Source organism: Paracoccus sp. PARArs4 (assembly GCF_947311865.1).
Lineage (GTDB): Bacteria > Pseudomonadota > Alphaproteobacteria > Rhodobacterales > Rhodobacteraceae > Paracoccus > Paracoccus zeaxanthinifaciens.
Map to the genome: position 1 here is coordinate 21,778 of NZ_CAMZMW010000012.1, position 19,806 is coordinate 41,583.

General features: G+C 68.4%; 21 protein-coding genes. 11 read left to right on the forward strand and 10 right to left on the reverse strand.

Annotated features, from left to right (window positions below; all coding sequences use genetic code 11):
* Positions 1-8 precede the first annotated feature (8 nt).
* A complete protein-coding gene (locus tag QMZ16_RS11095) occupies positions 9-812 on the reverse strand; it encodes a response regulator (RefSeq protein ID WP_282603306.1) in 804 nt (267 codons plus the stop codon).
* Positions 813-906: 94 nt separating this feature from the next.
* On the opposite strand from QMZ16_RS11095, the gene QMZ16_RS11100 reads away from it, so the two are divergent.
* From QMZ16_RS11100 to QMZ16_RS11130, 7 genes are read left to right on the forward strand one after another with little or no spacing between them, the layout of a single operon-like run.
* Positions 907-1,053 (forward strand): NepR family anti-sigma factor, encoded by a 147-nt coding sequence (locus QMZ16_RS11100; RefSeq protein ID WP_022708061.1) that lies wholly within the window; start codon positions 907-909, stop codon positions 1,051-1,053.
* Positions 1,054-1,093: 40 nt separating this feature from the next.
* Positions 1,094-1,660, forward strand: coding sequence for an RNA polymerase sigma factor (locus tag QMZ16_RS11105; RefSeq protein WP_022708062.1), 567 nt, complete (start codon positions 1,094-1,096; stop codon positions 1,658-1,660).
* Between the two features lie 7 nt (positions 1,661-1,667).
* The gene (locus QMZ16_RS11110) at positions 1,668-3,458 is read left to right on the forward strand and encodes a sensor histidine kinase (RefSeq protein WP_022708063.1); all 1,791 of its coding nucleotides are present in this window, start codon (positions 1,668-1,670) and stop codon (positions 3,456-3,458) included.
* A 40-nt stretch (positions 3,459-3,498) separates the two neighbouring features.
* Positions 3,499-4,173, forward strand: coding sequence for a paraquat-inducible protein A (locus QMZ16_RS11115; RefSeq protein ID WP_051142378.1), 675 nt, complete (start codon positions 3,499-3,501; stop codon positions 4,171-4,173).
* Complete coding sequence (locus tag QMZ16_RS11120; protein WP_022708065.1) at positions 4,170-4,829, forward strand: paraquat-inducible protein A; 660 nt, start codon at positions 4,170-4,172, stop codon at positions 4,827-4,829. The genes QMZ16_RS11115 and QMZ16_RS11120 overlap by 4 nt, the downstream gene beginning before the upstream one ends.
* A 37-nt stretch (positions 4,830-4,866) precedes the next feature.
* Positions 4,867-6,918, forward strand: a complete 2,052-nt coding sequence (locus tag QMZ16_RS11125; protein ID WP_282603307.1) for an MlaD family protein — start codon at positions 4,867-4,869, stop codon at positions 6,916-6,918.
* Between the two features lie 3 nt (positions 6,919-6,921).
* Positions 6,922-7,557: a PqiC family protein gene (locus tag QMZ16_RS11130; protein ID WP_022708067.1), complete on the forward strand. Its 636-nt coding sequence runs from the start codon at positions 6,922-6,924 to the stop codon at positions 7,555-7,557.
* Between the two features lie 107 nt (positions 7,558-7,664).
* Here QMZ16_RS11130 and QMZ16_RS11135 read toward each other — a convergent pair whose 3' ends face one another.
* The 4 genes from QMZ16_RS11135 to QMZ16_RS11150 all read right to left on the reverse strand — a co-directional run bounded on the left by QMZ16_RS11135 (position 7,665) and on the right by QMZ16_RS11150 (position 11,059).
* Positions 7,665-7,997 carry a hypothetical protein gene (locus QMZ16_RS11135; protein ID WP_022708068.1) on the reverse strand — a complete coding sequence of 111 codons (333 nt, stop codon included), beginning with the start codon at positions 7,995-7,997 and terminating at the stop codon, positions 7,665-7,667.
* Positions 7,998-8,088: 91 nt separating this feature from the next.
* The gene (locus tag QMZ16_RS11140; RefSeq protein WP_282603308.1) at positions 8,089-9,822 is read right to left on the reverse strand and encodes a hypothetical protein; all 1,734 of its coding nucleotides are present in this window, start codon (positions 9,820-9,822) and stop codon (positions 8,089-8,091) included.
* Positions 9,819-10,007, reverse strand: a complete 189-nt coding sequence (locus QMZ16_RS11145) for a hypothetical protein (RefSeq protein ID WP_282603309.1) — start codon at positions 10,005-10,007, stop codon at positions 9,819-9,821. Before QMZ16_RS11145 ends, QMZ16_RS11140 begins: the two co-directional genes overlap by 4 nt.
* Positions 9,998-11,059, reverse strand: a complete 1,062-nt coding sequence (locus QMZ16_RS11150; protein ID WP_282603310.1) for a phosphatase PAP2 family protein — start codon at positions 11,057-11,059, stop codon at positions 9,998-10,000. Before QMZ16_RS11150 ends, QMZ16_RS11145 begins: the two co-directional genes overlap by 10 nt.
* Before the next feature lie 110 nt (positions 11,060-11,169).
* Here QMZ16_RS11150 and QMZ16_RS11155 point away from each other — a divergent pair, with 110 nt between their 5' ends.
* Positions 11,170-12,708 (forward strand): tetratricopeptide repeat protein, encoded by a 1,539-nt coding sequence (locus QMZ16_RS11155; protein WP_282603311.1) that lies wholly within the window; start codon positions 11,170-11,172, stop codon positions 12,706-12,708.
* On the opposite strand, the gene QMZ16_RS11160 is transcribed toward QMZ16_RS11155, so the two are convergent.
* The 4 genes from QMZ16_RS11160 to QMZ16_RS11175 all read right to left on the reverse strand — a co-directional run bounded on the left by QMZ16_RS11160 (position 12,705) and on the right by QMZ16_RS11175 (position 16,837).
* Entirely contained in the window at positions 12,705-13,484 is a 780-nt protein-coding gene (locus QMZ16_RS11160; protein ID WP_282603312.1) for a 3'(2'),5'-bisphosphate nucleotidase CysQ, read from the reverse strand. The two genes, QMZ16_RS11155 and QMZ16_RS11160, sit on opposite strands and share 4 nt — an antisense overlap.
* Positions 13,471-14,814: a TldD/PmbA family protein gene (locus QMZ16_RS11165; protein WP_282603313.1), complete on the reverse strand. Its 1,344-nt coding sequence runs from the start codon at positions 14,812-14,814 to the stop codon at positions 13,471-13,473. Before QMZ16_RS11165 ends, QMZ16_RS11160 begins: the two co-directional genes overlap by 14 nt.
* Before the next feature lie 11 nt (positions 14,815-14,825).
* The gene (locus QMZ16_RS11170) at positions 14,826-16,379 is read right to left on the reverse strand and encodes a DUF2125 domain-containing protein (protein ID WP_282603314.1); all 1,554 of its coding nucleotides are present in this window, start codon (positions 16,377-16,379) and stop codon (positions 14,826-14,828) included.
* A gap of 116 nt (positions 16,380-16,495) precedes the next feature.
* Complete coding sequence (locus tag QMZ16_RS11175; protein ID WP_028725948.1) at positions 16,496-16,837, reverse strand: DUF2853 family protein; 342 nt, start codon at positions 16,835-16,837, stop codon at positions 16,496-16,498.
* 230 nt (positions 16,838-17,067) lie between these two features.
* Here QMZ16_RS11175 and QMZ16_RS11180 point away from each other — a divergent pair, with 230 nt between their 5' ends.
* From QMZ16_RS11180 to QMZ16_RS11190, 3 genes are read left to right on the forward strand one after another with little or no spacing between them, the layout of a single operon-like run.
* A complete protein-coding gene (locus QMZ16_RS11180; RefSeq protein ID WP_282603315.1) occupies positions 17,068-17,841 on the forward strand; it encodes an amino acid ABC transporter substrate-binding protein in 774 nt (257 codons plus the stop codon).
* A gap of 4 nt (positions 17,842-17,845) precedes the next feature.
* Positions 17,846-18,520 (forward strand): amino acid ABC transporter permease, encoded by a 675-nt coding sequence (locus QMZ16_RS11185; RefSeq protein ID WP_282603316.1) that lies wholly within the window; start codon positions 17,846-17,848, stop codon positions 18,518-18,520.
* Positions 18,517-19,257 carry an amino acid ABC transporter ATP-binding protein gene (locus tag QMZ16_RS11190; RefSeq protein ID WP_282603317.1) on the forward strand — a complete coding sequence of 247 codons (741 nt, stop codon included), beginning with the start codon at positions 18,517-18,519 and terminating at the stop codon, positions 19,255-19,257. The genes QMZ16_RS11185 and QMZ16_RS11190 overlap by 4 nt, the downstream gene beginning before the upstream one ends.
* Before the next feature lie 54 nt (positions 19,258-19,311).
* Here the strand turns inward: QMZ16_RS11190 and QMZ16_RS11195 are convergent, their stop codons facing one another.
* Positions 19,312-19,740 (reverse strand): hypothetical protein, encoded by a 429-nt coding sequence (locus QMZ16_RS11195; RefSeq protein WP_022708080.1) that lies wholly within the window; start codon positions 19,738-19,740, stop codon positions 19,312-19,314.
* Between the last annotated feature and the right edge of the window lie 66 nt (positions 19,741-19,806).

Genomic DNA, 19,806 nt, shown 5'->3' on the forward strand with positions numbered 1-19,806 from the left:
CGCGCCGATCAGACCTGCATCCCCTCGGTCGAGGCGAAGAACATCGCCTGGCTGACGGCCGAACGCACCTGTTCCTCGCCATAGGGCTTCGAGATCAGGAAGGCCGGTTCCGGGCGATCGCCGGTCAGCAGACGCTCGGGGAAGGCGGTGATGAAGATCACCGGGATATCGCCCATGCTCTCCAGCAGCTCGTTGACGGCCTCTACCCCCGAGGACCCGTCGGCCAGCTGGATGTCGGCCAGGATCAGGTCCGGACGCTCCTTGGCGGCAAGGTCGATCGCGGCGGTATGGGTGCGCGCGACGCCCGTCACGTCGTGGCCCATTGCCTGCACGATGCCCTTGAGGTCCATCGCGATGATCATCTCGTCCTCGATCACCATGACCTTGCCGCGCAGGGCGCTGCTCATCTCGGACAGGGCGATCTGGACCAGCTCGTCGGCCTCGGCGGGCTCGATCTGCATGACGCGGGCGATCTGGTCGCTGCGCAGCTCCTCGATGGTGCGCAGCAGCAGCGCCTCGCGCGAGTTGGGCGTCAGGCCGCGAAGGTGATCCTGGGCGCGGCGTTCGCGGGTGGTCAGGTCCGCTTCCTCGACCGGCTGGCCGGAGCTGATCCAGATGGCGTGGAAGGTCTTGAACAGCGCGATCCGCAGATCATCCTCGCCATCCAGCACCGAACGGTCGCTGAGAATGGCTTCGAGGGTCGCTGCCGCGTAATTGTCGCCGGCACCCTGACTGCCGGTCAGGGCGCGGGCGTAACGGCGCAGATAGGGCAGTTCGCGTCCGATATTTTGGGCCAGATCGGCAGCAGTCATTTCACAGTCCTCTTAATTCCATATTGCAAGGAACCATCTTGGGCCCCTATCGGTTGCATCCTGTGCGCACAAGATTGTCAGGACCTACCTCACTATGACACCGAAGCGGGACGATCGGCGGAAACAGGCCGTGGAACAGCAAATCGATGAAAACCTGAAACGCGTCTACGAACAAGACGTTACGGACAACGTTCCTGAAAGGTTCCTCGACCTTCTGAAGAAGCTGAAGGAACAGGGATGATTCCCCTTCCGCCCCATTTCCCCGTCCGGAAAGTTCTTGCATGACCAGTTCAGCCTCCTCGGATCCGCGCGACCAGCTTGTCGATCACCTGCCCGCCCTGCGTGCCTTCGCCCTGTCGCTGACCCGCGAAGGGGCTTCCGCCGACGACCTGGTGCAGGACACCATCGTCAAGGCCTGGACCAACATGGACAAGTTCCAGGCAGGGACGAACCTGCGGGCCTGGCTGTTCACCATCCTGCGCAACACCTTCTATTCGGCGCGTCGCAAGACCAAGCGAGAGGTCAGCGATACCGACGGCATCCACGCCGCGCGCCAAGCCACGCGACCGGACCATGACGGTCGCCTTGCCCTCAACGATTTCCGCGAGGCGTTCCAGAAGCTTCCCGATGAACAGCGCGAGGCGCTGATCCTGGTCGGTGCCTCGGGCTTTTCCTACGAGGAAGCGGCCGGGATGACCGGCGTGGCGGTCGGCACCGTAAAGTCGCGCGCGAACCGCGGTCGCCGCCGCCTTGCCGAACTGCTGCACCTTGCCGAGGGAGAGGAGCTGAACATGACCGATCAGGCGACGCTGGCCGTCATGGCACAGAACAACAGCTCTTCCCGCTGAGGCAGGTGTGCTCGGGCGGATCTCCGATCGGCTGGATTTCACGAGGCGTCTGGGCTTCCGCCTGGGCGCCCTTCTCTCTGTCGCGATCCTGCCCATCGGGCTGATCTCGCTGGTCCAGAACCTGCACCTTGCCCGAGAGGCCGAGCGTAGCGCCGAGATCGCGCTTCTGGGGCGCACGGCCTCGGCGGCGTCGGGTGAACGGGCGCTGCTGCAAAGCGCGCTCGGCTCGGCGGATGCGCTTGGGCCGGCGGTGCTGGAGACGCTGGACCGGCCCGATCTGTGCGGCGACCTGATGCGCAATTTCGTCGAACGCAGCGGGACCTATGTCTATGCGGGCTTCGTGCCGCTGGACGGGATGGCGGAATGCACGTCGGCCCCGGCAGGCACCGGTCCGGTCGACATCAACGACCTGCTGGTCTTCCAGCGTTTCCTCGAAAACCCGATGACGGCGGTCTCGTCGATTGCGGAAGGCCCGATCAGCAAGCGTCCCGTCGTGGTCGTGCTGCAGCCCCTCTATCGCGACCGAGAGCTGCTGGGCTATGTCTCGGTCTCGGTCTCGCAGGAATTGCTTCGCTCGACCCATGCCGTCGATTTCGGGACCGAGGGCGCGCGCGTCCTGACCTTCAACAACCTGGGCGACGTGCTGACCGGCGACGGGATGCTGGGCGCGGATGCCCAGCAGCTGCTGCCGCGCGATGTCGACCTGCTGTCGCTGCAGGGCCAGGGCGAGACGACCTTCCGCGCTGTCGCCAACAACGGCGAGGATCGCGTCTTCACCGTCGTTCCCGTGGTCCCCGGCCTCGTCTATGCGCTTGGCAGCTGGAGCCCACAGATCGCGGGCATCGGGGTCTTCCAGCTGTCGCGCTTCGGCGCGGTGCTGCTGCCCGTCACGCTGTGGATCGTGTCGCTGGCCGTGGCCTATTTCGCGGTGTTCCGGCTGGTCCTGCGCCATATCACCGTCCTGCGCGGCCAGATGCGCCGCTTCGCCATCGGCGCCCGCGACAAGGCCCCGCCCGTCCTGCAGGGCGCCCCGACCGAGATCACGGATGTCAGCCAGACCTTCCACAACATGGCCCGCATCCTGATCCGCGACGAAGAGGCGATGGAGCAGGCCGTGTCCGAGAAGACCGTCCTCTTGAAGGAGGTCCACCACCGGGTGAAGAACAACCTTCAGCTCATCGCCTCGATCATCAACATGCAGGGGCGGCTGATCGACGATCCCGACGCCAAGCGCGTGCTGCGATCCGTGCAGGACCGCGTGGCGGCGCTGGCGACGATCTATCGCAACCTCTACCAGGCCGAGCAGCTGGATTCCGTCGAGGCTGACCGCCTGATGCGCGACATCATCACCCAGCTGACGAACGTGTCGCAGGGCAGCGTCTCGGGGCTGGTGGTGCATACCGACATCCAGCCCGTCACGATGATGCCCGACCAGGCCGTGCCGCTGACGCTGCTGACGACCGAGGCTTTCACCAACGCGCTGAAATACGCGGGCCGCGGACCTGCGGACAAGGCGCCCTGGGTGCGCGTCGCGCTGTCGTCGCCCGAACCCGGGCGCGGGCTTCTGGTGGTCGAGAATTCGACAGACGGGACCGATCAGGAACAGGGGACGGGCCTTGGCAGCCAGCTGATCGAGGCCTTCGCCATGCAGCTCGAGGGCGAGGTCCAGCTGGAGGACATGGCCGACCGCTACCGGCTGACGCTGCCCTTCCGCATCGCGCGCACGCATGTCCCGCAGGGCGGCGATCCGCGGCAGGTGGTGCTGACCTCGGCGGCGCGGGACGGGGCCCAGCACTGAGCCTGCTTGCGCCTGCGGCCAGCTGCTTTATCTTTCACGCATGAATGACGGGTCCGCGAAATACGACATGGGCACCGGGCGCGGGCTGATCGCCTGCCCCAATTGCGATGCCCTGCATGTCGAGGAAGAACTGGAGCTGGGCGAGACCGCCCGCTGCATCCGCTGCGGCACGGTCCTGGCCAAGCCGCGCGACGGTGCCTTCGCGCAGCTGATCGCGCTGGCCTTCACCTCGATGGTGCTGCTGGTGGGGGCGATCTTCTTTCCCTTCCTCGAGGTGTCGACCATGGGCTTCGGCAATGCCAGCTCTCTCTTCGACGTGGCGCTGGCCTTTGCCGAAGGGGTGATGCTGCCGCTGGTCCTGGCGGTCCTGGCCATGATCATCGGGTTGCCGATCTTCCGGTCCTTCCTGCTGGTCTATACCCTCGTGCCGCTGGCGCAGGGGCGGCCACCCTTCCGCCATGCCGCCCGCGCCTTCCGCTGGTCGGAACTGCTGCGCCCCTGGTCCATGGCCGAGATTTTCGTGATCGGCACGGCGGTCGCGCTGATCAAGGTCGCGGGGCTTGCCACCGTGCATCTGGGTCCGGCCTTCTGGGCCTTCTGCGCGCTGATCTTCGTGAACGTCGCCAGCCGCGCCTTCATGTGCCAGACCTCGATCTGGGACGCGATCGAGGATGCGGGCATCGAAACCGAATTCACCCGGAAGGCCCGCGGATGAGCGCCCCCGACAGCGACCACAAGGGACCGATCCTGACCGCGCATCGCGCGGGGCTGGTCGGGTGCCATCGCTGCGGCCGGGTCTGGCCGCTGGAACAGCACCGCTGCACGCGCTGCGGCGCGCATCTGGTTCCGCCCGACCGTCGCGGCCTGCAGAAGGTCTGGGCCTGGTGGTTCGCCGGGCTGATCTGCTACGTGCCCGCCAACCTGTTCCCGATGATGCGGACGGAAACCTTCGCGGGCCTTGCGGGCAATACGGAATCCACCATCCTCGGCGGCGTGATGGAGCTGATCCACCACGGCAGCTACGACATCGCGCTGATCGTCTTCGTGGCCTCGGTGATCGTGCCCATCGGCAAGTTCCTGGCCATCGCCTGGCTGGCGACCGTCGCGGGGCAGCCCGCCACCGTCGATCAGGCCCATTCGCGGCTGAAGGTCTACGAGGTCGTGGAATTCATCGGCCGATGGTCGATGATCGACGTCTTCGTCGTGGCCATCCTGTCGGCGCTGGTCCAGCTGGGCTTCGTCGCCTCGATCCATCCCGGCCCCGCCGCCGTGTCCTTCGCGCTGTCCGTCGCCTTCACGATGCTGTCGGCCCAAAGCTTCGATGCCCGGCTGATCTGGCGCGGCCTGCCGCTGCGCCGCGCGACCGACTGAACCCATCCCATCCCTTCGCCATGAGAAACGACTGCCGATGACAGACAAGCCCCAGCCCCCCAAGCCCGCCAGCCCGGTCCGCAAGACCGCGGCACGCGCCGCACAGGCAGGGGTAAACGTCATCTGGATCGTGCCCATCGTCGCGCTGATCGTGACGCTGGCGATCGCGTGGAACAGCTTTCGCGACCGCGGCACGCTGATCGACATCGAATTCGCCGACGCGACCGGCATCACGCCCGGCGACACCACCCTGCGCTTCCGCGAGATCGTCGTGGGCCAGGTCGAGGGGGTGCGCTTTACCGACGACCTGTCCAGCGTCGTGGTCTCGATCCGCGTGGACAAGGATGTCGCGCCCTATATCGACGACGAATCTTCGTTCTGGATCGTGCGCCCGCAGGTCAGCGCGCAGGGCGTCACGCGGCTGGATACCGTGCTGACCGGTGCCTTCATCGAAGGCTACTGGGACGCCGAGATCACCGAGACCGCCACCCGCTTTGCCGGGCTGGAGCGCCCGCCCCTGATCCGCAGCGACCAGAAGGGCACCTGGGTCAAGCTGATGATGGACGATGCCGACGGCCTGAGCGAGGGCGCCCCGATCCTGTTCCGCGGGGTCGAGGTCGGGCGGCTGGAGAACATCCGCCTGTCCGAGGACAGTGAGCGCGTCCGCGTCGATGCCTTCATCAGGGCCCCGCATGACGCGCGCCTGACCAGCGCCTCGGTCTTCTGGGACACCTCGGGCTTTTCGTTGTCGCTGGGGTCGCAGGGGCTGGCCTTCAACGTGAATTCGCTGTCCTCGGTGCTGCAGGGCGGCGTGGCCTTCGACACGCTGATCAGCGGCGGCCAGCCGGTCGAGCCGGGCCACAGCTTCGAGCTGCTGCCCGACGAGGACACGGCCCGCAGCCAGCTGTTCGTCAGCGACGACAGCGAACGCCTGCGCGTCGCCATGCTGATCGACGATTCCGTCGAGGGGCTGAGCAAGGGCGCCGATGTCCAGTACCAGGGCCTGCGCGTCGGCAGCGTGACCGACATCGCGGTCCGGCTGGGCCAGGACGACCAGGGCGCCGAGCGTGTCCAGCAGCTGATCACGCTGACCATCGCCCCGCGCCGCCTCGGCCTGCCCGAGGACGCGACCGCCGACGACGCGCTGGAGCTGCTCTCGCGCGAGGTGGCTGCCGGCGTGCGCGGCCGCATCGCCAGCTCGGGCTTCCTCGGGACATCCCTGATCGTCGAGCTGGTGCCGGTGCCCGACGCACCGCAGGCCGTGATCGACGTCGAGGCGGATCCGGTCCCGCTGATCCCCTCGGTTGCCGGGGACCTGGACGATTTCACCAACAGCGCACAGGGGCTGGTGACGCGGATCGGCGATCTGCCCATCGAAGAGGTGATGAACAGCGCCCGCGACATGATGGACAGCATCACCGCCATCGCCGCATCCGAGGAAACCCGCGCCATTCCGGGCGCGCTGCGCAAGGCCGTCGAGGACGGCTCGGTCGCGCTCGAGGATGTGGCCCAGATCACCTCGCGCCTGCGCGAGGCCGATAGCGGGCAGTCCATCGCGACCCTGATCGAGGACGCGACCGCCGCCGTGAACGCCGTCACCGAGGCCGCCGCCGACATGCCCGAGATGGTCGAGCAGATCGACGTCGCCGCCGCCGCCGTCGAGGAGTTCGGCTTTGCCGAGATCAGCGCCCAGGCCGAGGGCATCATGGCCGATCTGCGCGCCATGCTGGGCAGCGAGGATGCCGAGCAGCTGCCGCGGAACCTGTCGGACACGCTGGCCGCCGCGACCGGGCTGATGAACGACCTGCGCGACGGCGGTGCGGCCACCAGCCTGAACGACGCGCTGCGTTCCGCCAGCGTCGCCGCCGACGAGATCGCGAAATCGGTCGAGGCCCTGCCCGCCTTGATCCGCAGCCTGCAGGCGACTGCGGGTCGCGCCGACACGCTGTTTGCCAGCTATGGCGAACGTTCGGCCTTCAACAACGAACTGATCACCACGCTGCGCGAACTGCGCCGCGCCACGGCGGCCTTCGGATCGGTCGCCCGGCTGATCGAACGCAACCCCCGCGCCTTCATTCTGGGACGATAAGCCATGACCATCCTCCGCGCCGCGTTCCCCGCAATCTGCCTGCTGATGGCGGCCTGTTCCGACCCCGAAGCGACGGGCCGGTACCTGATCGACCCGCCGACCGCGGGCGTCCAGGTGCCGAACCGTCTCGGCACGGCCGAGCTGAAGGACGTGCAGCTGCCCGAATACGCCTCGGACCAGGAAGTCGCCTTCCAGACCGAAGACGGGGCCGTCCGCTCGAACCCCGACAGCCTGTGGGCCGACAACCCCTCGCGCGCGTTCACGACGACGCTGGCACGCACCATCTCCGAGGTGTCGGGCGCGACCGTCATCGGCGAACCCTGGCCCCTGGCCGAACCCCCGGCCCGCGTGGTCGAGGTCCGGGTCGAGCGGGCCTTGGCGCAGGCCGACGGGATCTATCGCCTCAGCGGGCGGTATTTCGTGTCCGATGACGGGTTGAAGGGGTCGGGCACCAACTATGCCCGCAGCTTCGACATCCGCGTGCCGCTGGCCGAACCCGGCCCCGGCGCGACCGCCCGCGCCGCAAGCGAGGCCATCAGCCAGCTGGCGCAGCAGATCGCCAGCCTGTCGGGGCCGGGTGCCGCCATCGCGACGGTCACCCCGCGCGTGGACGATCTGGATTTCGCAGGCATCTTCTGAAGAAAAGAACCGGCCCGGCGTGCTGCCGGGCCGGTTCCATCCGCGGGTATTCCCAAAACCAGGGGGTGACTCGTCAAACAAACATCGCCCGCGGATATTCCGTGTTCTCAGCCGATCTCGGACTTGAAGGGGTCCTGGCCGATGACCCTTGCGATGACCGGCAGGACGAAATGGTCGAAGCAGGCGCGGTCGGGCTTGAAGGCGCCGGGGCTGCCGATGCCGCCGCAATCCTCGCAATCCGAGATGGTGCCCCAGCAGTTCGGGCAGGCCCCCAGGGCGCAGGCCAGCATCTCGGCGTGATCGATCAGCAGGGCGTTCTCCCGCTCCAGCCGGCGCAGGCTGACCTTCTCGGCGCTGTCGCCCGCACCACGCGCGGGTTCGGCCCCCAGCAGGCCCAGCTGCGCCATGATGTCCTGATATTCGGTGATGCCCTTGTCCATGTTCCGTCTCCTTCGACCCGACCTTGCGCGGCCTGTGAAACGTGATTCGCACCCCCCCGTGAAACGGGCGTGAAAGGCGCCCGTGAAAGCGTCAGCGATATGCGGGCGCGGGCGGTCCGGGCAGGATCGGATCGGGGTGGCGCGGGTCCGCGGGGGCCATCGCGATCATCGCCGCGCGATCTGCGGGCCGTGCGCCGGCGGCCATCGCCTGCGCCAGCCAGCGCGCGGCCCAGGGCGCCGCGAGCGAGGTGCCGGACATGATACCGAAGCTGCCCGAGCCGCGCCCGCGCACGATCATGCCGCCATCGAAGGGCGCGGAATCCACGCGCACCATCACGTCGCCGCCCTGTCGCTGCCCGATCAGCGAATTGTAGATCACGCACCCCTCGGACAACCTGTCCACCGCCCCTGCCCGCAGGGTGGTCGTACCGGTGGCATAGGCGTTGATCGTGTCGGCACGCTGGACCGCAGACGGGCTTCCGGCCGGATCATAGGGGATGGGAAAGCCGTCGGGGGCAAGGTCGCGATAGGCGGGATCGTGAAGCCTGCTCTGGCGTGCCTCGCGCGGGAAGCCGCGCAGCACCTCGTCGCGCTGCAGGGACAGCGCATAGTCGCCGGGCTGCGCGCCCGGTGCCACGGCCACCGACCACAGCCCCGCCGTAAGCCACGGATCGCCGGGCCGTTCCGGGCAGGTGGGGTTCAGGATCAGCGTGACGCATTCGCGCCATCCGGAGCCGACGCGCGGGGTCGGCGTGTAATAGGCGCGCGCCAGTTCGGCCCCCGACGGATCGCGCAGCCGCGCGACCTGCCCGGGCGCGGTAAAGCCGGTCGTCGTCGGCGGCAGGCCCGGCCCCTGCAGCGTGACCTGCATGGGCGAGGCGGGCAGCGCGCTCAGCGGCGGGCCCCATATCTCCAGCGGGGTCACGGTGCGGTCGTCCGGCGGCAGCTGCCAGCCCAGGAACCGCCCCGGGGGCAGATCGGCGCGCAGCCGCCCCATGCGGTGATTGCCCGAGGGCAGCACGATCCGCACGGGCCCCAGATCGGGGGCGTCGAACCCCGACACTGCGTCCAGGAACCTCTCGACCAGACTGGAGCCGTCGCGCGGGCCCGCCGTCAGGCCGAGGCTGATGTTCAGGACCACCGGCAGGCGGACCGAGTTCGCGGGCAGGCCGCGCACGGCCTCGATCTGGCGACACAGCCGCCGCGCGCGCGTCAGCACGAACAGCACGGCGGCGATCATGACGCCGGGTGCCAGCGTGCCGGTCGTGTCGGCCAGGATGCGCGGCGGCAGGTTCACCCCGATCAGCGGCAGGTCCGCCCCGCGCGGATCGTCCTGCGCAAAGCCTGCGGCCAGCAGCGACACCGCCGCGCCATGCCCCGCCGCGAAGGCCGCGGAATGGGTCGTCTGGCGGTTCATGTCCAGGATCCCCGCCGCGCGATAGATCCCGTCCTCGGTCGCGATGCGGCCCCGTTCCAGATCGCGCAGCCACCCCGAGATGCGCGCGCCCCGCAGCTCGATCCCGGCGGGCAGGTCCAGCCCCGGTCCCTGCGGGTCATGTGCCACGTCCATCGCCCACAGCGCCGCGACGCGGGACCGCGCGGCCCCCCTGCGCAGGCGTTCATGCGCAAAGGGGATGGCATCGTCGATCACGCCGATGATGCAGCCCGTCTTAGGGTCGGGCAGGTCGTCCGCCGCCATCATGGGGTGGTTGGGATGCTGCAGGGGGATGGGCTGCGGCGCGGGGTTCACGGCGTCGGGCAGCACGACCAGCCCCGGCGCGAACAGCGCGGCGGTCATGGCCTGCAGATCGGTGCCGCCGATCATTCCGTGAACGCCGCCAGAAGCAGCTCCTCCAGCAGCTGGTCCTGATCCTGCGGCAGGGGCGCGGGGGCCGATTTCGGGATCCCCTCGCGTTCCAGGCGGTCCTGCAGATAGGGCGAGAGGCCCGCGATCCCGCCCTCGGCCATGGGTTCGGGCGGGTCCCAGGCGTGCTGGTCCTTCAGCTCCATCTTGCGACCCATTCGTCATGCGCCCGCTTGACCAGATGCGCCCACAGGGGCGCCGGGGGCACGGTCGCGCCCACCGGCGCGAATGCGGTCGAGGGGTCCGTGCCCTCGACCATCTGCTGCAGGACCTGATAGTGGAAGTCCCGCGCGATCGGTCCCGCCGGCGTGTCGTCGACAAAGCGCGTGCCGTCGAAGCTGCCGGTCGTCATGTGGTCGAAGCGCCCCGCACGGGCCATCAGGTATCGCCCGATCTGGATGCCCAGAACCGCCCCCGCCGCGCTGTCGGCGGGGAAATGCACCCCCGCGACCGTGCGGTTGATCGCGATGCGGCAGGCCATGCGGTACAGCCGGTCGCCGGCCTCGATCGGGGCGGCGGGGTCGCGCAGCAGCGCCAGCATCGTCGCAAGGCAGAAGGCCTGCGTGGCATGGCCGCTGGGCAGGGTCGCATGGGCCGGAACCGGGATCACCGGCTGGACCCGGTCGCTGAACCGCGAGGGGCGCGGACAGGCCAGTGCCAGCTTGACCCGCATCACCAGATGCGTGGTGATGTCCAGCCCGCGATAGAGCATCTCGATGATCGCTGCGGCACGAGACGGCTCCATCGGCAGGATGGTCGCGAAGAAGGGCAGCAACTCGGCGCGCTGGACCTCGATCTCGGGGATGCGGTCGGGGCGCAGTTCGGCATAGTTGCCGACCATCTCGACCGCGTCGCGGAACTGCGACAGCGACGGGCGCGCGATCTTGGCCAGCACGTTGCCGTCCCACAGGATGGCGCAGCTGTCCGAGGCCTCGGGCGGGGCCGATGCCTCGAAGCGCAGCCCCTCGAGCAGTTCGGCGACAAGGATCGCGGCACGCTGATCGTCGTCCAGCCGCATCAGCCTTGCGCCCGGCGACAGGTTCGGCTGCTGGCCGGGGACGGGGTCCATATGTTCCGATCCGACGATCGCGTCGCGCGATCGCATCAGCGCCATCGCGGTCAGAAGCGCGGCCTCGTCGCTTTCGGCAGATTTCGCATGTTTGGCGTGTTTCGCGTGCTTGGCATGAAAAAGAGACATCGGCGATCCGGCAACATGGGTTAAAACCAAGGGCGTTCGATCAGAAGACTCTATCACAAAATCGTGTGATTGGTTAACTTTCATGCGCCCCTGAACCCGCTCACGGTCCGATGACACTGACGCTCAGCCTGATCGGCCCGGTCGAACTGACCGGCCCCGGCGATCTTCGCCTGACCCCGCGCGGCATGCGCGCGCGGGGGGCGCTTGCTGTGATGGGGACGGCGCGGGGGCTGCGCCTGCATCGCGCAAGGCTGCAGGACCTGCTGTTCAGCGACCGCGAGCCCGAACACGGCAATGCCAGCCTGCGCCAGCTTCTGCGGGAAATCCGCATCGCCCTGGGCGATCACCGCGATGCGCTGGTATCGGGTCCGGGCTGGGTCGGGCTGGATCCTGAAATGGTGCGCGTGGACATGGTGCCGCGCGTGGGGGCCGACGGGCAGGTGCCGGAATTCGGCGCGGACCTGGACATCCCCGACCCCGAATTCGAGGACTGGCTGCGCGAGGCACGCCAGGCCGCCGCCTCGGCCATGCCCGAACCCGAGCCGCATGGCGACAACCTGCCCGCGCTGATCCTGCAAGAGCCGATATCCTCCAGCCAGGACGCCCAGGTCATCGGCAGCATGATCCTGTCCGAGGCCGCGGGCCGCGTGGGCGACCTGCTGCCGGTCGAGATCCTGGGCGACACCCGCGGGCTGACCGGTCCCTGCATCGTCGTGAAATCCATGGCGAACATGCAGGGCGACAGTTTCAACTTCCTCGTGACGCTGACGCATCAGCCCTCGGGGCGGATGATGTGGTCCCAGAGGTTCTCGACCTCGATCGCGGATCTGGGGACGCAGATGGGGGATTTCGTCGCGCGCGCCTGCCTGGGGATGCTGCAGGTGCTGGACCAGGGAACGCGGCTGGGAGCGGCGCTGCAGATCTCGTTCGGGGACATCTTCAGCTTCAGCACCGACCGCCTGAAGCGTGCCGACGACGTGCTGGGGCGGCTGGGCGACAGCGTGACCCCCGCCGTGACCCTGTCGCTGCGGGCCTGGATCCGCACGACCCACGCCTATGAGCGGCTGGGGCCGAACCCCGCGGGCGCCATCGCCGAGGCCGCGGAATTCGCGGCCAAGGCACGGCAGGCGGCCCCCTTCCACGCGACGGCGCTTGCCGTCAGTTCGGTCGTCGAGGCGTTCCTGGACCGCGACGACCTTGCGTTCGAGCTGTCGCGCCAGGCGGTGGTGATCGACAGCCAGAACCCGCTTGCGCGGCTGGCGCATTCGCGGGCGCTGGCGGGGATCGGTCGCAATGCCGACAGTGCGATGCAGGCGCAGCAGGGCCTGACGCAGGCGCTGTCCAGCATCAACCCCGCGAACTGGCACCTTGGCATCGGGGTCGCACTGATGCGGGCGGGCGACCTGCCCGGCGCGATGCGCCACCTGGAATCGGTGCATCGCCACGCGCCCGACAACCGGCCCGCGCTGCGCTTCCTGTCGGCCCTGCGCTTTGCCACCCATGACGAGGAAGGCGCCCTGCAGGCGCTGCGCGCGCTCAAGGCGCTCGAGCCCGACTTCTCGTTGGATCTGATGGCCAGCGACGGGTATCCGGTCGATACGCTGCGCAGGCTGGGGCTGCTGAAGATCGCGAAATCGGGGCTGATCTAGGCCAGTGCCGCGATCAGCTGGCCGTGCAGGCGCGGTCCCGCGACGACCATCCCGTCCAGAAGCGCACGCGGGCTGTTGAAGCGCATCCGCCCGCCCCGCCGGTCGCTGACCGTCGCGCCCGCGCGTTCCGCGATCAGGCTGCCCGCGGCGATGTCCCATTCCCATGCCGCCCGCAGCGACAGGGCCGCGTCGAAGCGCCCCTCGGCCGCAAGGCACAGGCGCCATGCAAGCGACGACCGGAACTGCCGCTGGAACGGCGGCAGTCGGCCCCCCTTCCAATGCGCGGGATCGGTCACCCCGCGATAGGTCAGCACCTGCGCGCCGTCGATATCGGCATCGGTCGGCGCGATGGGCTGCCCGTTCAGCAGCGCGGGCCCGCCCTCATGCGCGGCATAGGTCAGCTCCAGCGCGGGAAGGTGCACGACCGCCGCCGTGATGCGGTCGCCCCGCGCCACGGCCAGCGAATGGGCAAAGCCCTCCTGCCCGTCGATGAAGGCGCGGGTGCCGTCGATCGGGTCGATGATGAAGCAATGCTCGGCGTCCAGGCGTTCCGGGTTGGCCTCGCTTTCCTCGGACAGCCAGCCGTAACCCGGCCGCGCGGCGGACAGGCGTGCCAGCAGCGCGTCGTTCACGGCCAGGTCGGCCTCGGTCACGGGACCGGCGTCGCCCGCCTTGTCCCATGCCTGCGGATCGTTGCGCCAGAAGCGCAGGGCGATGGGGCCGACATCCAGCGCGGCCTGCGTCAGCAGCTGCAGGTCGGCCTCAGGCCCCTGCAACGGTCATCCCCTGCACCAGAAGGCTGGGCACCTCGAGCGCGCGCCAGGGCAGCGCATCGTCCGCCGCGACCAGCGTCAGCAGCATCTGCCGCAGGTTGCCCGCGATGGTGCATTCGTTGACCGGCCATGCGATCTGGCCGTTCTCGACCCAGAACCCTGCCGCGCCGCGCGAATAATCGCCCGTCGTCCCGTTGATCGAGGCCCCCAGCATCGACGTTACGATCAGCCCGCGGCCCATCTCTCGGATCAGGGCCTGCTGGTCGCGATTGCCGGGGGTCAGGTGGATGTTGCTGTTGCCGGGCGATGGCGCGGATGCCAGCCCCCGCACCGCCGAGGCCGTGCTGTCCATCCCCAGCTTGCGCGCGGTGGCAAGATCCAGCGTCCAGCCGTTCAGGATGCCGTCGGTGACGATCCGGCGTTCGCGCGTGGCCAACCCCTCGGCGTCGAAGGGGCGCGAGGACGGGAAGCGCGGGCGCAGCGGGTTCTCGGTCAGGGTCATGCCTGCGGGCAGCACCTGTTCGCCAAGGTCGCGGCGCAGCCAGCTGGCGCCCCGCGCGATGGCGGTGCCGTTCACCGCCGACAGCAGGTGCCCGATCAGCGAGGCCGAGACGCGGCGGTCGAACAGGATCGGAAAGGCCCCCGTGGGCGGCTTGCGCGCACCCGCGCGGGCGACGGTGCGTTCGCCGGCCAGGATGCCGATCTCTTCGGGGGTGGGCAGGTCGGACGCGAAGATGCGCCCCTCGCCCGCGTAATCGCGCTCCATTCCCAGCCCTTCGCCGGTGATGGCGACGGCGGAAATCGCGTGGCTGGTGCGCCCGTATCCGCCCGAGAACCCGTTCGAGGCCGCAAGCCACATCCGCCGGCTGGAATAGCTGGCATTGGCGCTTTCGACCTGGGAAATGCCCTCGACCGACAGGGCCGCGGCCTCGGCCCGCAGGGCAAGGTCCTGCAGATGCGCCGGATCGGGTTCGGGCGCGTTCTCGGACAGCTCCAGCCCCTCGGCGTCGCGGCGGGGCGACAGCTGTTCGGGATCGGCAAGGCCCAGCCAGTCGTCCACCGGGGCGGCGCGGGCCATGGCGACGGCGCGTTCGGCCATCGCGGCGATGGCATCGGCCCCGTGATCCGACGAGGACACCGCGCCCTGCCTGCCGCCGACCAGCACGCGCAGGCCGATTTCCACCCCTTCCGAGCGTTCGGCGTTTTCCAGCGCGCCGTCGCGCACGTCGATCCCCGTCGCGCGGGCATCGACGGCCATGGCATCGGCCTGGTCGGCCCCGGCCCGGCGGGCGGCGTCGACCAGGGCTTCGGCAAGGTTCTGCAGTTCGGTCATCGCGGGTCCGGTCACTTCACCTGCTGGCCGTTCGCGAAGATCGAGCCGCCTTCGGTGAACTTCAGCTGCGTTTCCAGCGTGTCGGGCTGCCCTTCGGCGGGGCGCGTGAACATCGCCATCATCATGCGCGCACCCATGACCTGTTCCTGCGGCACGAGGCCCATGGCGACCAGGTTGTCCAGAAGGCCGTTGATGCCGGTGAAGCTGCCCTTCAGCTGGCCCACGGGCTCGTTCGGGTTGTCGCCGAATTCGAGGCTGCCGGTCACGTTGGCCGATGCGCCGACCGCATCCAGCGCGATCTCGTTGATCTGCAGGCTGCTGGGCGTGAACGGGGGCTTGTCGCCCATCTGCGGGGCGGCGTCCTGCGCCATCAGGTTCTCGGTCACCAAGGCGGTGCCGGACAGGTCGATGTTCACGTTCGCCGGCTCTCGCGGCAGGGTGTTCTGCGGGTCGAGGCCCTGCCAGATAGCATCGTCCAGCGCCAGGTCCGTCAGGCCCAGCTTGAGCGCGAAGGGCTGCGCCTCGTCCGAGCGGCTGACCGGCATGCGCAGGCTGAATTCGCTGCGCGCGATGCCGTAATTGATCGGGAAGGGCATGTCGCCCGATTCAAGGCTGTATTCCGTGCCCTCGGCGAAACCGCCATAGCCGAAGCCGTCCTTGGACATCTCGACCGTCAGCTCGCCGCCGGTGGCCTTCATCGCGCCGCTGGTCGCGACCTCGGCGCCGGTCTCGTCGGTGGCGGTGCCGTCGAAGCTGAAATCGAAGGGACCGGTCCCGATCGTGCCGTCCACGACGAAGCCCGCCGCAAGCGAGGCTTCTGGATCGGTCTCGAAGGTGGTGCCGCCCGGCTGGGTCGCGTTGCCGTCGAAGCTCAGGTCGGCCATCGCGAAGGTCGCATCGAAGCTGTCGGTGCCGTCCTGCCCCTCGGCCGAGGGGCCCGAGGCCGCGAAGCTGCCCGCCAGTTCGGCGATGGCGCCCTGGAATTCCTGCGAGATGTCGCCGTTCTCCGCCGTCACGCTGCGCTGCGTGCTGGTCAGGTCGGTCAGGGTCATCTCGACCGTGCCGGAATTCACCTCGTCCAGGGGGCTGCCCTTCAGGGTGGCGGTGGGCATGGACATGCTGTGGGTCATGTCCCCGGCGCTGCCCGACGAGATCATCACGTTGCCGGGGGCGTCGATGGTCGCGTCGAAGCCGACCTCGCGCGGTTCGGGCTCGGGCGCATCCTCGCCCGCGGTCTCGGGGACGTAGGGGGTCACGGTGTCGCGGATCGTCAGGGCCATCTGCCCCTCGAACACGCTGCGCACATCGGCGCCGTCCTGCTCCATGACCAGACCGGGGATGCCGACCTCGAAGCTTGCGCCATCCTCGGTGTCGGTCGCGACGGTGATGTCGCTCAGGGACAGGCGCCCGTCCGAGGCGTCCTCGGAACCCACGGTCACGGAATATCCCATGTCCTCGTAGCCGCTGCGGATGCTGTCCCAGACCTCGGCCGGGGTCACATCCGCGAAGGCTGCTCCGGCCCCGAGCATCAGGGCGAATGACGATGTCGAGACGGTACGCAACATGGCTCTGGCCTTTCACTGGGCATTGTCTGGTCGGAAACCTGACACAGCACCGGCAAAAGGTGAAGGGAACATGTCGTGACATGGCCGAGAGCGGGCGCCCCCGGCCATGCGCCGGATCAGGCGTAGACGCCCTCGCGGCCGAACTGGCGGCACAGCATGTAGCACAGCACCGCGCGGTATTTCGCACGGTTCGCGCGGCCATAGCGGTCGATGGCCTTGTCCAGCGCGGCATCCAGCCCGTCGCCGTCCGAAAGGCCCAGCTTCTTCTTGAGATAGTTGTCGCGGAAGCGGTCCAGCTCGGTCTTGTCGCTGGCGGCCACCGTTTCGGAATCGGCGTTGTAGATGGACGGCCCCAGACCGATCGTGACCTTGCGCAGCAGGTCCATGTCGGGGGTCTCGCCCAGCTTGGTCTCGATGTCGTTGGCGTATTTCGCGATCAGGTCGTCACGTCTTCCCATGTCCGTTTCCTCCTCGTCCCAGTCCATCGTTGTCGCGCGACCAGATTGCCCAGCCCCCCTTTCCCGATCAAGAAAAATCGAGGAATGTCGTTCCGTTACGGACCCTTGGGACGCGACAGGCGTTCCTGTGGGCGCGCGGCAGTGGTCCGCATGTCCTTTTCTTGCCGTCACGGCTTGTGCCTTCGGATGCCAATCCGCATCTGGGGGCCAGACAATCGTAGGAGATTCCGATGCGCCGTTTCGCCATCGCCGCCATCCTGGGCCTGACCGCCGCCCTGCCCGCCGCAGCCGACACGATCCGCGTGGGCATGTCGGGCGGCTACTTCCCGTTCACCTTCACCCGCGCCGATGAACTGCAGGGCTTCGAGGTCGATTTCCTGAACGCCATCGGCGAGGAGACCGGCGACGAGATCGAGTTCGTCACCATGTCCTTCTCCGGTCTGATCGGCGCGCTGGATTCGGGCCGCATCGACACGGTCGCCAACCAGATCACCGTCACGCCCGAACGCGAGGCGCGCTTCACCTTCACCCAGCCCTATGTCTTCGACGGGGCGCAGGTTGTCGTGAAGGCCGGAAACGAGACCGAGATCACCGGCCCCGAGAGCCTGAAGGGCCGTGCGGTCGCCGTGAACCTCGGGTCCAACTTCGAGACGCTGCTGCGCGAGCTGCCCTACAGCGACGAGATCGAGATCCGCACCTATGAAAGCAACATCGCGCAGGACACCGCCCTGGGCCGCGTCGATGCCTTCGTGATGGACCGCGTCAGCTCGGGTCAGGTCATCGCCGAAAGCCCGCTGCCCCTGGCCCTGGCCGGAGAGCCCTTCTCGGAGATCCGCAACGCGCTGCCCTTCCGTGACGACGAGGAAGGCCGCGCCCTGCGCGACCGCGTCGATGCGGCGATCACGACCCTGAAGGAGAACGGCAAGCTGGCCGAGATTTCCGAGAAATGGCTGAACGCCGACGTGACCCAGCCCGCCGCCGACGCCGCCGAAACGGACGGCTGAGCCGATGCGCGCGCTCGATCTGGGATACATGCTGGACCTCGTGCCGGTGATCCTCGGCTATGTTCCGCTGACGCTGTTCATGGCCGTCGTGTCGATGCTGGCGGCCTTGGTGCTGGCATCGCTTCTGGCGATCGTGCGCGTGCAGCGCCTGCCGGTCCTCGACCGGGTGGTGGCGCTGTTCATCAGCTTCTTCCGGGGCACGCCGCTGCTGGTGCAGCTGTTCCTGTTCTATTTCGGCCTGCCCCAGCTGCTGACCGCGCTGGAGGGCATCAACGGCGTCAGTGCCGCGATCTTCGGCCTGACGCTGCATTTCGCGGCCTACATGGCCGAAAGCATCCGCGGCGCGATCCTGGGCGTCGACCGCAGCCAGTGGGAGGCCGCGCAGTCGATCGGCATGACGCAGGGCCAGCTGCTGCGGCGGATCATCCTGCCGCAGGCGACGCGCACCGTCGCGCCGACGCTGATGAACTACTTCATCGACATGATCAAAGGCACGTCCTTGGCCTTCACCCTTGGCGTGACCGAGATGATGGGCGCGGCCCAGAAAGAGGCCGCCGGCAGCTTCCTCTATCTGGAGGCCTATCTGATCGTCGCGATCTTCTACTGGGTGATCGTCGAGACGCTGTCCGTCGGGCAGCGCGCATTGGAGACGCGGCTTGGAAAGGCGGTGGCAAGATGAGCGGTGAGGTCCGCATCGAAGGGCTGGTCAAGCGGTTCGGCGACAATACGGTGCTTGCGGGGATCGACCTTGCGCTGGAGCCCGGCGAACGGGTCGCGATCATCGGGCCGTCCGGCACCGGGAAGTCCACGCTGCTGCGCTGTCTGAACTTCCTCGACCGTCCCGACGCGGGGCGCATCGCCATCGGCGACCTGTCGGTCGATGCCGCGCGGGCCAGCAAGGCGGACGTGCTGGCGCTGCGGCGCCGGACGGGATTCGTGTTCCAGAACTATGCGCTGTTCGCCAACAAGACCGCGCGCCAGAACCTGATGGAGGGTCTGACCGTCGTGCGCGGGTGGTCGCATCAGGATGCCGCGGCCAAGGCCGACGACATCCTGCGCCAGATCGGGCTGGGCGACCGGGGCGACAGCTATCCGGCCGCGATGTCGGGCGGCCAGCAGCAGCGCGTGGGCATCGGCCGGGCGATGGCGCTGGATGCCGAACTGATGCTGTTCGACGAACCGACCAGCGCGCTGGATCCCGAATGGGTGGGCGAGGTTCTGGACCTGATCCGGCGCATCGCCGACGGCAACCAGACCATGCTGATCGTCACCCACGAGATGCAGTTCGCCCGAGAGATCGCGGATCGCGTGATCTTCATGGAAGGCGGGCGGATCGTGGAACAGGGCCCGCCCTCGCAGATCTTCGGCAATGCGCAGGACGACCGGACACGGGCCTTCCTGCGGCGCGTCGGCTGAGGACATGAGAAAGGGGCGGCCCGCGATGGCCGCCCCTTTTCATTTCGGTCGCGATCAAAGTCCGGCGGTCTGGAAATAGACGTCCGGCGTGCGCTGGTCGTCGAAGCCGGTGCCCGAGGCGATGATGCAGCTTGTTTCGTCGGCGCGGGCGGCGACAAGCGTCCAGGTGCCCATCTGGTCCGAGCCCCACAGCTCGGTCGCGGCAAAGCCTGCGGTGACGATCAGCTCCTCGCTGAAGTCATGGGCGAGGGTCGCTTGAATTTCTTCGTCGCTGGCGCAATAGGGCTGGTCGGCCACGGCGTCCTCGGACAGGGGCATGGCGTCGATATGTTCCAGCATGGCGGCGGGCTGGATGCCGCGCATCGCGCTCCAGCCTTCGACCGGGGCACCGGGTTGCGGGGCGGCGGCTGCGGGCAGAGCGGACAGCAGCGCGACACCGGCGGCTGCGGTCGTGCAGGCGATGTTCTTGGCGATGCGTTTCATGGTCCTTGCCTTTCATCTGACGATGCGAATTCGCCAGCAAAACGCAGGTTTTCGCCGCAGGGTTCC

Bases quoted from the DNA above. Each gene is read 5' to 3' on its own strand.
- QMZ16_RS11105 (WP_022708062.1), top strand. From the start codon at position 1,094: ATGACCAGTTCAGCCTCCTCGGATCCGCGCGACCAGCTTGTCGATCAC.
- QMZ16_RS11195 (WP_022708080.1), bottom strand. From the start codon at position 19,740: ATGAAACGCATCGCCAAGAACATCGCCTGCACGACCGCAGCCGCCGGT.
- QMZ16_RS11185 (WP_282603316.1), top strand. From the start codon at position 17,846: ATGCGCGCGCTCGATCTGGGATACATGCTGGACCTCGTGCCGGTGATC.
- QMZ16_RS11155 (WP_282603311.1), top strand. From the start codon at position 11,170: ATGACACTGACGCTCAGCCTGATCGGCCCGGTCGAACTGACCGGCCCC.
- QMZ16_RS11130 (WP_022708067.1), top strand. From the start codon at position 6,922: ATGACCATCCTCCGCGCCGCGTTCCCCGCAATCTGCCTGCTGATGGCG.
- QMZ16_RS11135 (WP_022708068.1), bottom strand. From the start codon at position 7,997: ATGGACAAGGGCATCACCGAATATCAGGACATCATGGCGCAGCTGGGC.
- QMZ16_RS11125 (WP_282603307.1), top strand. From the start codon at position 4,867: ATGACAGACAAGCCCCAGCCCCCCAAGCCCGCCAGCCCGGTCCGCAAG.
- QMZ16_RS11190 (WP_282603317.1), top strand. From the start codon at position 18,517: ATGAGCGGTGAGGTCCGCATCGAAGGGCTGGTCAAGCGGTTCGGCGAC.
- QMZ16_RS11170 (WP_282603314.1), bottom strand. From the start codon at position 16,379: ATGTTGCGTACCGTCTCGACATCGTCATTCGCCCTGATGCTCGGGGCC.
- QMZ16_RS11095 (WP_282603306.1), bottom strand. From the start codon at position 812: ATGACTGCTGCCGATCTGGCCCAAAATATCGGACGCGAACTGCCCTAT.
- QMZ16_RS11140 (WP_282603308.1), bottom strand. From the start codon at position 9,822: ATGATCGGCGGCACCGATCTGCAGGCCATGACCGCCGCGCTGTTCGCG.
- QMZ16_RS11150 (WP_282603310.1), bottom strand. From the start codon at position 11,059: ATGTCTCTTTTTCATGCCAAGCACGCGAAACACGCCAAACATGCGAAA.
- QMZ16_RS11165 (WP_282603313.1), bottom strand. From the start codon at position 14,814: ATGACCGAACTGCAGAACCTTGCCGAAGCCCTGGTCGACGCCGCCCGC.
- QMZ16_RS11175 (WP_028725948.1), bottom strand. From the start codon at position 16,837: ATGGGAAGACGTGACGACCTGATCGCGAAATACGCCAACGACATCGAG.
- QMZ16_RS11120 (WP_022708065.1), top strand. From the start codon at position 4,170: ATGAGCGCCCCCGACAGCGACCACAAGGGACCGATCCTGACCGCGCAT.
- QMZ16_RS11100 (WP_022708061.1), top strand. From the start codon at position 907: ATGACACCGAAGCGGGACGATCGGCGGAAACAGGCCGTGGAACAGCAA.
- QMZ16_RS11115 (WP_051142378.1), top strand. From the start codon at position 3,499: ATGAATGACGGGTCCGCGAAATACGACATGGGCACCGGGCGCGGGCTG.
- QMZ16_RS11180 (WP_282603315.1), top strand. From the start codon at position 17,068: ATGCGCCGTTTCGCCATCGCCGCCATCCTGGGCCTGACCGCCGCCCTG.
- QMZ16_RS11145 (WP_282603309.1), bottom strand. From the start codon at position 10,007: ATGGAGCTGAAGGACCAGCACGCCTGGGACCCGCCCGAACCCATGGCC.